This window comes from Desulfosarcina sp. (assembly GCF_055467485.1).
This window is the reverse complement of record NZ_JBUOIV010000015.1, coordinates 80,772-93,884: the sequence shown is the minus strand read 5'-3', so window position 1 is coordinate 93,884 and position 13,113 is coordinate 80,772. Positions and strand designations below refer to the sequence as shown.

The window sequence follows — 13,113 nt, the reverse complement described above, 5'->3', positions numbered from 1 at the left end:
GGGAAGGGTGGTCAGGGCATTCTTGAATACCTGTTCGAAAGCCAGAAACTTGAGAATACTCAAATTGACGGAGGGGTGGAAGCGGAGCCCTCCCTTATAGGGACCGATGGCGCTGTTCATTTCGATTCTGAATCCACGGTTGACATGCACCATCCCCTGATCATCCATCCAGGGTACCCTGAACATGATCACGCGTTCGGGTTCCGTGATTCTTTCAAGAACAGCGTTGTGCCGATACTCAGGATTTCGATCCAAAACCGGCTTGACCGATTCAATAACCTCGTGTACCGCTTGCTGGAATTCATTTTCAGCAGGATCTCTGGCTTCGATCGTTTTCAGGATGTCGGACATAAACACCTCCTTTTCAAATGTTGGTGAATGGAAACGCTCACGAGTTTGAGAAAGATATGTTGCCTGGGGAAACATGAACCGGAGAAACGCATGCAGTCCTGCAGCGATGGTTCCCGCTGATCATGGCGGTTCAATCGGGTTTGATCATGACGCATCGGGACGCTTTCCCGTCAATTTTAATGGTCATGGGGTAATCCAGACGGACATGCCGTATAAAGGTCATTTCCCGAATTACCGGAAGCCCATTGAGCCATTGCCAATCCCAAAAATCCTCCGAGCCTTCAGTGACCGTGATGTAAAAAACACCCTGTGATGTAATATTCTGAAAAAAATGAGAGCCCTGAGATGGGTCGGCCTTCAACTTGTCATTTCTCAGTTCAATGATCGCCCCTGCCCCTGAGATGTGCTGCCATTGAACCGGGATGCCCAGCCAGCGGTCGGATGACCCCCATCGTCCGGGGCCTGCGAGCAGGTATCGGCGATTTGATTTGATCAGATCAGCGTTCATCCGGCCGATTTCGTCTGCCATCTGAACAGTCGCCTCTGCCTTGAAAGCATCCTGTTTTACATAGATGATGTCTGCAATCTCCTCATTTTTCCCATTCCCTAAAGTCTGCCGGGAACAGCAGAAGGCTTTGCGGATATCCTCGGAATCGATCTGAACGTCGAAACAGTCATTGCCAGCCACCATGGGTCTGATCTGGAGAAAGTTGAAAACGGTCTTTTTTCTGGCAGGTGAACCCAGGTTAACCGAAAACTCAATTTCAACCGGGCACCCCATCCCTTTTTTCCCCAGGTCTTGCATGTCCATGAGCAATTCGGGCAGCGGGAAAGATCCATATTTGAGGATCTGGGCGAATGTCAGCACCTTGGTACCGTTTACGGTACTGGTATCTCGGATGCGATGTTCATCGGGGACATAGGTACTGGCCAACGAAATGACGGGATATTCCTTCTGGGCATCATTCAGATCCCGTTTATTCAAATTGCCGTGTCGTTCGAAGTTCAGCGTTTCCGGATAGTTGCTGATCTGCAAGGCATAAAAATGGCGCTGGGAATTTTTCAGGATATCATCGACCATCGAGAACTGGGGGAGAACGGTCGGATACTTGGGGGAAAACCGCAGGGTTTTTTCCCCTTCGACCACCGTTTTTCCAAGTCCCAAGGCAATATGGACAATGCCTTCTTCAGGCAACATCGGCGCAATCGGATAGAAATTGTGGGATTGGGCCACCCCGGAAACAGCCGGGTAGAAAAAATCGCCGTAGGTGTCGCCGGCAAGCTCCTGGATGATCACCGCCATTACTTCTTCCTGGGGGTTGTTGGACGTCGATCTGGCGAAGGACCGGGGACCCTCGTAATACGTAGAGGCGTAGACTAGTTTTACGGCCGTTAAGAGGTGATCGAGACGCCTGCTGAACGAAGAATGATTGTTGGGGATCATATATGTCTTATACAACCCGGCATAGGGCTGGAATTGGGCATCCTCCAGCAGGCTGGACGAACGTATGGAAAGGGGGGTGTTGACCTGTGACAGGTAGACTTTCAGGTCGCTGACCAGCCAATCCGGCAATTCTGCGCTGAGAAAACGTTCCTTTATCTTTTCATCAGGGATCGACTGGTTGGCCAACCCTTTCAGGTTGTTTATCTGAATGAACGCCTCGAAACTGTCCGTGCTGATAACCAGTGTCTTGGGAATCCTGATGGTGACGTCGGGATACTTTTCATAAATTCCCATGTTCTGGTGCAACAGTGCGGCCATAAAAGCCAGGCCGCGCGCTTTGCCGCCCAATGAGCCATGGCCGATTTTAACGAAATCCATTATTTCCGCGTCGAAGGAGTTTTTGTTGAACTTGGCGACGACACCCTTTTGCTGCCATTTGCGCATGTCATTGATGCTGGAGATGATGTAGCCGCGCAAGGATTCGGTATCATTGAAATCACTGGCCTTGACCTCTCTGAATTTAGACGCAAGGGCAATTTCAGACCGGCCCATGATCCAACTGGAAAAATGGTTTCGCCGGGCATGGTACCACAAGGATTCATCGGGTATTTGGGGCAGCTGCGCCTGGAGCGATCGAAGATCTGCGGCCCTGGCGATTTCCGTTTGGTCGGGCATACGGAAGATGAAATCGCCGAATCCCAAATCGTTCATAAAAAAATCGTGTAGTTCGGACAGCAGGTCGGGAGCGTTCTTGTCGAGGAACATCGCTGGTATGCGCATGGCGAGGTCGCGGTTTCCCGGTTCGGAACTGAGCAGCACCATCGGCAGATCAGGGATGTCCTTTTTAATCTGGGAAAGCAGCAGGAAACCGGCGTTTTCAGTCAATGTGCCATCTTTTGGGATTCGGGTGTCGGAGATGATCCCAAGCAGATAGGACCGGTACATGTCATAGAGAGTTAATGCATCCTCGTAGGTGTTGGCCAATAGTATTTTAGGCCTGGAACGCATCCTCAGCAACCGATGCTCTTCATTCAGGCCGACACCGAGAACTGCCTGGGTCTGTTTTACAACTTCTTTGTATATCAGGGGCAGGAATGATGAGTAGTAGACCGGTGAGTCTTCCACCAGAATCAATACTCGGACCTTGGCATTCAATGTGTCGTCGGCCACATTCAGATGATCTTCGGTATTTTTAACCAGCGCCAGGAGCAGATCCGAATTGCCTGACCAGATGAAGACCTTGTCGATGCCGCTGCAATCCCTGTTTTCAGGCAGTGGGAAAACACCTCGGGGTGTATGACTCAGCAGAATGACGGGCAAGGTTGGGTGGGCATGCTTGATCTTTCTGGACAGGGAAAAGGCATCCATCTCCTCCAGATGGGGTGTGGTAATGACTAGGTCAAACTCTTTTCGCCCAAGAATCGAAAGGGCTTCCAATGCCGAGGCGGTTTGGGTGACCCGCGGCGGGTGGCTTAAGTTCAATCCACTGTATTCATTTATTATACGAGATGCGAGACTGCCATCTTCCTCCATGATGAAGGCGTCGTATGGGCTCGACACCAAAAGGATCTCCTTCACCTTTATGGCCATCATTTCATGGAACAGCTTGAAATGTGAGTAGAATTCCTGGGGGATCGGGGTTTCAGATACAATCATGCGGCCTCGTAAACGTTTCGATTGACCAGATGCGGTTAATCGTCCACCAAAATAGGAAAAGGATATAGGTCGTCTGTATAACTTATACTAAAAAAATATGCAAAATATGAGTATGGCTGATTAATTAAAAACGGGGCGGTAATATACCGCCCCGTGTGGGCATTCACGCTATCTGTGAGCCAATTCCATCAAGCGTCGATGATCTGGAGGGCCTCCTCCCGGTAAGCTTCCATGACGTAGGGGATTCCCGTCACCTTGGCGCACTCTTCGGTCAGCGAAAAGATGTTTTTTCTGGAAATATATTCCACCTTCCAGTTTCTGGCGCCGGCCATGATTTGCTGGAGGCCGACCTTGATCTTGTCCACCGCACTGAAGATGCCCACCGCCCCGAGAGGAAGTTTGGTCGCCTCGGAACCGTATTTTTCCTTGAGCACTTCATAATTCATAAAGATCTCTTCCTTGGTCGACCCGAACGCGGATACCGTTGACGGTAGTCCGCCCTGTTCGCCCCTTAACCAGCGCTCGGTGTTTTTGCCGACCATCCCGGGTATCATCAGGGCACGACCCATGCAGACGGCTTTGCAGTGGGGGGCGCCGAGGGCCAGCGCTTTGAACACATGGTCCTCTGAGGAAAAGCCGCCCGCAAAGGCAATGTCCGGTACCGGTTTTCCCCGCTTGGCCAGGCGATCGCACAACTCGTAAGCCATGGAATGCAGGTAGATGGACGGAACACCCCATTCGCACATCATTCTCCATGGGCTCATGCCTGTCCCACCCGGTGCGCCGTCTATGGTGAGGAGATCGATTTTGGCATCACTGGACCAGCGAATGGCCATGGCCAATTCCCGCATGGGATAGGCCCCGGTCTTCAAGGTGACCCGTTTGGCACCCATTTTGCGAAGGCGTTCCACTTCATTCATGAACCCTTCCTGGTCAATGAACCCCAACCGGGAGTGACGTTCGAACTGTTTCAATGGACCGGCCTTGAATGCTGCCTGGAAAGCCGGGCTTTCCGGATCCGGGGTGACAATATAGCCGCGTTTTTTAAGTTCGATGGCTCTCTCCAGGGAGTTGACCTTGATTTCACCGCCGATGCACTTGGCTCCCTGGCCCCATTTCAATTCAATGGTTTCGACCCCGAGCTTTTCGATGACATACTCCGCCACGCCGTTGCGGGTGTCTTCCACGTTCATCTGGACCAATATGTCTCCGTAACCTTCATGATACCGACGGTACTCTCTGACCCGGCGGTCCATTTCCGGCGATTTGGCTACTTTCCCGTTGCCGTTGAATTCGAGTTCCGGATCGATACCGCAGACGTTTTCCCCGCACACCAGGGTAATGCCGCTAATGGCCGCCCCAATGGCAAAATGTTCCCAGTTCTTTCGGGCAATATCCGTGCTTCCGAGGGCTCCCGTGAAAATCGGCACCTTCATTTTTACCTTGCTGTCGACGCCGAAGGCGGTTTCGGTATCCACATTGGGGAAGGTCGCCGTATCCGGATTCGGCTCAATTCCAAGTGCGCCCAGGGCATAGCCATTGATGTTCAGATGGGAGTAGTCAACGGGATAGTCCTTGTCGGCACCGGCGGTGATACTGCCGAACGGCTGGGGGTACAGCAGTTCCCGGCCCCTGAATGTGGCGCGGAACAGATCACAGTTTCCCTTGCAGCCGTCGATGCAACGGCTGCACAACCCCGACTGGGGGGCGACATTACGGGAACGATTTTTTGTTTCAAGTGCCTCGTTTGCATTGGGTCTCTGAAGATTCATTTTTCCATTCCTCAACCGTTAAGAGTTCAACCGCAATTTCATCTATCCGAATCCTATCCATTCGTGTTTTTTTGAGAAGCCAATAAAAAAGGCGACGCTACCTCACCGAGGAAACGTCGCCATGCAAAACGAACAAAATAGGCATCCTTTCCCCTGGCACAGGACAACGGACGCCTTTGTCGGTTGTATAGCCGTTACACACACCGTTGTGTGCAACGCTGATCATTGTTGACTGGTCAATATCAGCGGAAATGATTAATGTCAAGAATGAAGTTAAGTATAACTTACTTGTTTTCTTTTTTCAGCGCGTGAGGAATACTCGAGTAGTATCCCAAATCCTCTGAAAGCAGTATTGCTTCGGCGACCTCGCGCATCGATTTGCGGCTATCCATGCTTCGCTTCTGGATCCACCGAAAGGCGCTGTCGACATCAAGGCTGCGCCGGCGAGTCAGGATCTCCTTTGCCCGTTCGATGAGCTTGCGCGTTTCCAATTCCTCCTGGATGATCTTGGCTTTGAGCATCAACTCCGTGTTCATGATGGCTACTGCCGCCTGGTTGGCCACCGCCGTCAGCAGGTTTATCTCGGTGCGGGAAAATGTATGCGGGATTGCGGTAAAGCAGTTAAGCACGCCGATTATTTTCTCATTTTTCAACTGGAGCGGAACACCGACCATTGAGATCAACTTGAGCTTACGGGCCATCTCCTTTTCTTTGAATCGTTTGCTGCGAAGCACGTTTTTGATTGTGATGGGGCGTTTGGTGGTGACCACAACCCCGACGACCCCCTCATTGAGGTTCAGGGAGCGGTCCTTGATGTATTCCGGATCGATGGATTGGGTGGCTTTCAGCCGTATTTTGGGTGGTTTTTCATTTTCGTCAATCAGCCAGAGAGAACAAATTTCAACCCCGGTGACCTTGGCGGTGACCATGACGATCAGCTTGAGCAGATCCTCCAGGAAAAGATCCGACGTGATGGCCCGGCTGATATCCGTCAGGGCCTTGATATAACCATCGTAGGTGGTTTGCTCAATCTTTTCCATGGTTTTCTGGTTGCCGGGTAACAGACCATTTTTCAATGGCTATCAGCTGACGCGGATCATCGGAAACGTTACTGAAACTTAACCATCAACTTCTTTTCCCAGACCATCCCAATGCCTCGGCATTGACGACGCTCGGAATGGCATGAGGCGGATCCTTTTCGAGAAAGGGGAGGATGTCCGGCTGCTGCCAGAGCGGATATCCGTTGAGGATGCCGGCCACATTGCAGGCCGCCAAGGTGGCCATGCCTTCCCGGGTCCATCGCGTGGCCGAGGCGATGTGGGGTACGATAACCACATTGTCCAGTTCGGCCAGGCCGGGAGCCATGGCGGGTTCATGCTCGAAGACGTCCAGGCCGGCACGAAAATCCGGATGGCGCCGGCAGTGGTCCACCAGGGCGGCTTCGTCGACCACCGGGCCGCGGCTGGTATTGATCAGAATGGCATCCGGTTTCATCAAGGCCAGGCGCCGGGCATCGATGAGGTGGTGGGTGGTGTCGTCCAATACCGTGTGGATGCTGACGCAGTCGGCTGTCTCCAGCAGCGCCTCCACGGAATCGGCGCGGTGGCAGGCCACCGGCGGCATGTGCCGGGTGGCCCTAAAGCGATTGTAGTCGGCGACAAATGCTTCCAGGTCCGTGTTGGCGGCAAGGTCATGATAGATCACCTGCATGCCGTGGCCCTGGACCATCATGCGGGCGACGGCTTCGCCGATTCTGCCGGCGCCGATGATGCCCAGGGTTTTGCCGCTCAGCAGGGTTCCCAGGAAGAGATCGGGCAGCCAGCCGGTGTAGCGGCCGGCGCGCAGAAAGCGTTCCGCTTCACCGACACGGCGTGCCGCCGCGAAGGTCAGCGCAACAGCCATCTCAGCTGTGGTTTCGGTCAAGACGCCCGGCGTGTTGCCCACCGGAATGCCCGCCCGATCGGCCGCTTCCAGGTCCACGTTGTTGAAGCCCACGGCATAATTGCTGTATGCCGTGCCCCCGGCGGCCTTGAGCGCATCGAAAAGCGTCTCTCCCCACGCCTCGGTAAGTTGGCCGATGGCGCCGTCACATCGGCCGCCGATGGCGGCCTTGATGGTTGCCGTATCCAGAACCGTTTTGCTTTGGCAGACCTCGACACGGCAGTCCGCAGAGGTGAGAATATCAAGCCATCGGCTGCCGGGAAGCATTTTGGTGACGATGACGCGAGATGTCCCGCCAGGATTATGAATCTGCCAGGCGTTGCTGTTCATCTCTTCTCCTTAAATGGCTCAAGTTACAGGTCCCATGTCGCCGAAGCGGTACTGCACGAGCGTGCAGGCGGCCAGTGTGGCGGTTTCGGCCCTTAAAATACGCGGGCCCAGGCCGGCGGTGAGAAAACCATGCTCATGCGCCAGCTGGACTTCGCCCGGGTCGAAGCCGCCCTCCGGACCCAGGGCAAGCGTTATTCTTTTCGGTTTTGGCGGGGCGGTGTCGCCAATGTCGAACGCCTGCGGCGCCCCTTCCCAGAAAATGATCTTGAGATCGGACTCGGCCGACGCCGCCAGCATGGCGTCGAAATCGTCTGCCGGCATGATGCGGGGCACGCGACCACGCCGGCACTGCTTGACCGCCTCTATGGCAATCTTTTCCCAGCGGTTCAGCCGTTTCCCCATGCCTTTGTCGCCCGGCACCGGTACCGAGCGCGCGGCATAGAATGGCATCCAGTTATCGAGGCCCAGTTCTGTCAACTGGCGGATCAGGTCGTCCATCTTGCGGTCTTTGAGAATTCCCTGGGCCAGTGTGATCTGAACGGATGATTCAGACGTCAGCGGATATGCCGCTTCGATGCGAAACAGAACCCGTTTGGGGCTGGCCGAGACGATCCGGGCACGATAGCCGCTTCCGATGCCGTCGAAGAGCTCCACGTCATCACCGGCAGACAGTCGAAGGACCCGGCAGATGTGGATCGCATCCGATCCGCTGATTTCCGGTTGTGGATGCCGGACCGATTCCGGTGGCATATAAAATCGTCTCAGGGACATGGAATTGCTTTCCGGGTGCCAGTGAAGGGCGTGCCGACGATTCATTCTGATTTCATCAAACCCGTTTACCTGTCAAGGCATTTATTATAGATTGATCCGTCTGCCTTTTGCTTGTGACGGGATCCTTGATTGTCAATCAAAGGTGAAACGAGCCATGCTGATTTACGCTGCAGCAGATATTCACGGCCATTCCCGGCGGATTCACCGTCTCGCCAGGCAGGTTGCCGCCCATCGGCCGGACATGCTGGTTCTGGCCGGGGACATTTCCAGACGCCGGCAGCCGGAGGCCATGCTCGACGGATTGAATCGGTTGGGTTTGCCGGTGCTGATCGTAAGGGGTAACAGTGACTGTCGAAACCTGGAAACCCTGCTGCCATCGTTTCCCCGGCTTCGATCCGTTCATCTGACAGCCGAACGTTGGGGAGAGGTGGAGGTGATCGGTATCGGCGGTACCCTGCCGCTGCCCTTCCATTCCCGATTGGGCTTCAGAGAGGCCGACGCCGTGACCCGGGTATCCGCAATGTTGCAGGCCCACAGCGTGCTGGCGGTCCATCCACCGCCATACGGTGTCAGGGACAGGGTCCTGGGCATGTTTCATGCCGGCAGTCGGGCCGTCAGACGACTGGTGGACAGCCGTTCACCGGCATTGGTCGTATGCGGTCACATTCACGAACAGGCCGGTGTGGCGACTGTTGGAAGAACGACCGTGGTCAACTGTGCCATGGGGCGGTCCAGCGACGGGGCGCTGATCCGCTACGACGGGCGGTCATCACCGGTATGCCGGATGCTGTCGTCGAATCCATGAATCGTCTCATATCGAAACAATCGTTCAACCTTCGGGTACGGGGGAACCGCAACAGCGAGGACATGCCCCGCTGCTTGCGACGGGGAAGGCTCAATTTGCTCTGAGATCGTCTGTAGGCGCCCCACCATTGGTGAAAGCGGTGTCTACGGCGTGGGGTCAGGGCAGGGCGGATAGAACGGTCAGGACCTCTTCACCGAATGCATTTACCTGCCAGTTACGGATTCCCTCGACGTTTCTCAGCCGTTGAAGGTCCCCAGGTTTGCTAACGGCGATAGCGGTCATCAGGGCCTTATTGAACAGCAGGGCGGGATCCAGTTCCAAATCCTCGGCCAACCGGTCGCGCCAGTCCTTGATGGCCTTGATCCGTTCGGGTACCTTGGGTGACACCGATGTCCGTCGTTTTCGCGGATAGACGGGCAAGTCCTTTTCTGCAATGGCGTTGGCCTTTTTTACGATGGCGGACAGGGGTTTGCCGTAAATGCGGATCTGTTTGGCGCTCAAGCAGCGGGCCGCCTCCATGGCTTGAGGGGAATCAGCCATTTCGGTTGCGATTTTCAGCAACGCGGTGTTGGAAAAGACCTTGAACAAGGGACGGTCTTTTTTTGCGGCCAGATCGCGGCGATATTGCAGCAATCCCTCCAGTGCCGCCAGGTTTCGCCGCGGCAGGCGGCCGGCTCCGCGGAACCGAAGAAACAACGGGTCGCTGCCGTTTTCCATGGGCCTGACCTCGGACAGGTAATCGCACTCCTCCTTGACCCAGTCCAGCCGCCCCTTTTCCTGCAACTCATCCATGAGCATCCGGGCGAGGGGAATCAGGTGATAGACGTCGGAGGCGGCGTATTCGATCATCCCTTCCGGCAGGGGACGTTGAGACCAGTCCTTCTTCTGGTAGCGTTTGTCCAGCTGAATACCGAAACGGTTGCACACCACCGCGCCGAGGCTGGTTTCGCGTTCGCCCATGAACATGCTGGCCAACTGCGTATCGAACAGGTTGTTGATCTCGATCGAAAAATCACGATAGAGGGAGCGAACGTCATAATCTGATCCGTGAAACACCTTGCAGACATCGTTGTCCTTGAATACAGGGGCCAAGGGTGAAAGATCGTTGACTTCAAGGGGATCGATAACCACATTTTCACCGTTGCCGGCCATCTGCAGCAGACAGACTTTTTCCTGGTAGTGAAACATGGAGTCCGCCTCGAGATCCACGGCCAGGATTTTCTCACGGCTGATGCGGCCGACAAACCGTTCCAGTTCGGCAGGTGTCCGGATGAAGCGGTATGACGGATCGGCGACGGTGGTTATATTTTTCTCTTGACCCGGAGTGGGTTTTTCCCTACTTTTCATAAGTTGTTTTTTTATCAATAAATTGTTGGGTGTCCGTTAGTGACGCCATGCACAACCTTTTTAACGGAAGGCAATTAAAAGATGATCCATATCACACTTCCCGATGGAAGTCGAAAACCCTTTGACGATTATCCCACGGGACTGGCTGTGGCCAAGAGCATCTCCGAGGGTTTGGCCCGGGATTGCGTGGCCATGGAAATAGAAGGCCGCCTGATTGACCTGAACCGAACCATCGAAAAGGATGCCGCTGTCCGGCTGATTACCACCCGGGACCCCGAAGCACTGGAAATCATGCGCCACAGTGCCGCCCACGTCATGGCCCAGGCCGTGCTGAACCTTTACCCCCATGCCAAACTCACCATCGGGCCGGTGGTGGAGGACGGTTTTTATTACGACATCGACATGGAGCCGCTCTCCGAGGAAGCCTTTCCCAAGATCGAAGCGGAAATGAACCGTATCATCAAGGCCAAGATTCCCGTCGAACGGCACGAAGTGTCCAAAGCCGATGCCCTGGACTTCTACAAGGACGAACCTTACAAGGTCGAGATGATTTCCGATCTGGCCGACGGCACGATCTCTCTTTACAAACAAGGTGAGTTTACCGACCTGTGCCGGGGGCCGCATGTGCCGCATACCGGATTTGTGCGGGCAGTCAAACTGATGCGGGTCTCCGGTGCCTATTGGCGGGCGGACCAATCCAAGGCCCAGCTTCAGCGAATCTACGGAACCGCCTTTTTCGATAAGAAGCAGCTCAAGGCTTACCTCAACTTTCTCGAAGAGGCCAAAAAGCGCAACCACCGCAAGATCGGCGCGGCCATGGATCTGTTCAGCTTCCATGACGATGCACCGGGCATGCCTTTTTTCCATCCCAAAGGCATGGACGTGTGGAACGCTCTGCTGGATTTCTGGCGGGATGCCCACCGGGAAGCCGGATACGTGGAAACCAAAACGCCCATTATACTCCAGCGCGCCTTGTGGGAGAAAAGCGGCCACTGGGAGAACTATCGGGAAAACATGTACACCACCGAGGTGGACCAGCAGGCCTATGCCATCAAACCCATGAACTGCCCCGGCGGCATGTTGCTATACAGCACACGGCCGCACTCCTACCGGGAACTGCCCATCCGGGCTGCCGAGATCGGCCTGGTGCACCGTCACGAGTTGTCCGGTGTGCTCAACGGCCTGTTCCGGGTGCGGGCCTTCCATCAGGACGATGCTCATCTTTTCATGACGCCGCAGCAGATCCAGGCTGAGATTCTGGATCTGCTGCGGCTGGAGGAACGGATATACACCAAGTTCGGTCTGGGCTTCCACCTGGAGTTGTCCACCCGGCCGGAAAAATCGATCGGCACCGACCAGCAGTGGGAACAAGCCACTAACGGCCTTCGTGCGGCCCTGGATGCCTACGGCAAGGACTACCGCATCAACGAGGGGGACGGCGCCTTCTACGGACCCAAGATCGACCTGCACATCAAGGACGCCCTGGGGCGGACCTGGCAGTGCGGTACCATCCAACTGGACATGAGTCTGCCCGAACGGTTCGACCTGACCTATGTGGGTGCGGACAATGAGAAACACCGGCCGATCATGCTGCACCGGACGGTGTTCGGCTCCATCGAGCGGTTTCTGGGGATTCTCATCGAGCACTTCGAAGGCAAGTTTCCCCTCTGGCTGGCACCGGTTCAGGCAGTTTTGTTGCCGATCAACGATGATCTGATTCCTTTTGCAGAGGAAATCGCCAAAACCATGACCGATGCAGGATTGCGGGTTGAGGTGGATGCTCGTACGGAAAGCCTCAACCGCAAGATTCGCGAAGCCCAGTTGGCCAAGACGCCGCTGATTCTCACCTGCGGTGCCAAAGAAAAGGAGGCTGGCACGATATCCGTTCGCACACTGGACGGCGCTGTCCGCTACGGTCTGCCCATGGCCCAGTTTATGGAGCAAGTGACGGCCCATGTGGCCGACAGGTGCTTGAACCTGGACCTCTTCGGCAAATAGTACATGACAGCGTTGCAGCCTTTCTTAATGGTCGGGGAAGGCTGTAACGGCTGCCCTAAGGCCTTTCCTCCTACCCCATGAAAACCGCCCAGAGAACGTTTTTCAAATACTGGCTGCCGGTCATTGCGCTCTGCGCGGCTATCTTTGTCCAATCCAGTTTCCCGTCGCCCGATCTGGGCCCCTCTTTCCCACTCAAAGACAAGGTGATGCACATGGCTGCCTATGGAGTACTGGCTGCACTCGTTTACCGGGCCTGCCGGGCGACATGGTCCGGTAAGCTGTCCCCGTTGCAGCTGCTGTTGATCAGTGTCTTCTTCGCTTCCATCTACGGCGCGAGTGATGAATTCCATCAGTCTTTCGTGGCATTTCGCAAAGCCGATGCGATGGACGGGGTTGCGGATGCGGCGGGCAGTATACTGGGCGCCCTGGTAACGATGTGGGTAACTTCAAGGGGTGGACGGAGCTGGCTTTCGAAACGCGGCTGGCGATCGCGATAGTTCTCTTGGCGAGCAACCCTCGGAAACAAAATGATCCAAAAGGATGTTGTCGGTTTGATATGCTGCGGGAACCATTCATCTGACAATATCATGGTTTGTATTCCGGATTGACAAAAGGGTCGATTTTCTATAGGGAAAATAGGCCGGTGCCCATCCATGAAAAGCATCTTCAGTCCCAGGCCCGAGCCACAATCAGCTGTT

Annotated in this window: 10 protein-coding genes; 3 read left to right on the top strand and 7 right to left on the bottom strand. The window is 54.9% G+C overall.

The window, feature by feature from the left end; translation table 11 throughout:
- The 6 genes from ACZCED_RS09795 to ACZCED_RS09770 all read right to left on the bottom strand — a co-directional run.
- Window positions 1-351, bottom strand: a 351-nt coding sequence (locus ACZCED_RS09795; RefSeq protein WP_464860704.1) for a Glu/Leu/Phe/Val dehydrogenase dimerization domain-containing protein, incomplete at its 3' end; no start/stop codon positions are given.
- A 130-nt stretch (window positions 352-481) separates the two neighbouring features.
- Window positions 482-3,451: a PEP/pyruvate-binding domain-containing protein gene (locus ACZCED_RS09790; protein ID WP_462970287.1), complete on the bottom strand. Its 2,970-nt coding sequence runs from the start codon at window positions 3,449-3,451 to the stop codon at window positions 482-484.
- Window positions 3,452-3,639: 188 nt separating this feature from the next.
- Window positions 3,640-5,223: an FMN-binding glutamate synthase family protein gene (locus tag ACZCED_RS09785; protein WP_462970288.1), complete on the bottom strand. Its 1,584-nt coding sequence runs from the start codon at window positions 5,221-5,223 to the stop codon at window positions 3,640-3,642.
- 284 nt (window positions 5,224-5,507) lie between these two features.
- A complete protein-coding gene (locus ACZCED_RS09780) occupies window positions 5,508-6,263 on the bottom strand; it encodes an ANTAR domain-containing protein (RefSeq protein ID WP_462970289.1) in 756 nt (251 codons plus the stop codon).
- An 85-nt stretch (window positions 6,264-6,348) separates the two neighbouring features.
- Window positions 6,349-7,494 (bottom strand): NAD(P)-dependent oxidoreductase, encoded by a 1,146-nt coding sequence (locus tag ACZCED_RS09775; protein ID WP_464860703.1) that lies wholly within the window; start codon window positions 7,492-7,494, stop codon window positions 6,349-6,351.
- Between the two features lie 18 nt (window positions 7,495-7,512).
- Window positions 7,513-8,310, bottom strand: coding sequence for a 16S rRNA (uracil(1498)-N(3))-methyltransferase (locus tag ACZCED_RS09770; RefSeq protein ID WP_464860702.1), 798 nt, complete (start codon window positions 8,308-8,310; stop codon window positions 7,513-7,515).
- A 109-nt stretch (window positions 8,311-8,419) separates the two neighbouring features.
- Here ACZCED_RS09770 and ACZCED_RS09765 point away from each other — a divergent pair, with 109 nt between their 5' ends.
- Window positions 8,420-9,070, top strand: a complete 651-nt coding sequence (locus ACZCED_RS09765) for a metallophosphoesterase family protein (protein ID WP_462970292.1) — start codon at window positions 8,420-8,422, stop codon at window positions 9,068-9,070.
- 156 nt (window positions 9,071-9,226) lie between these two features.
- Here the strand turns inward: ACZCED_RS09765 and ACZCED_RS09760 are convergent, their stop codons facing one another.
- Window positions 9,227-10,417 (bottom strand): ribonuclease D, encoded by a 1,191-nt coding sequence (locus ACZCED_RS09760; RefSeq protein ID WP_462970293.1) that lies wholly within the window; start codon window positions 10,415-10,417, stop codon window positions 9,227-9,229.
- An 81-nt stretch (window positions 10,418-10,498) separates the two neighbouring features.
- Between ACZCED_RS09760 and thrS the strand changes: the two genes are divergently transcribed.
- On the top strand, window positions 10,499-12,415 hold the full coding sequence (gene thrS / locus ACZCED_RS09755; RefSeq protein ID WP_464860701.1) for a threonine--tRNA ligase: 1,917 nt from the start codon (window positions 10,499-10,501) through the stop codon (window positions 12,413-12,415).
- A gap of 77 nt (window positions 12,416-12,492) precedes the next feature.
- On the top strand, window positions 12,493-12,912 hold the full coding sequence (locus ACZCED_RS09750) for a VanZ family protein (protein ID WP_462970295.1): 420 nt from the start codon (window positions 12,493-12,495) through the stop codon (window positions 12,910-12,912).
- The last annotated feature ends 201 nt before the right edge of the window (window positions 12,913-13,113 follow it).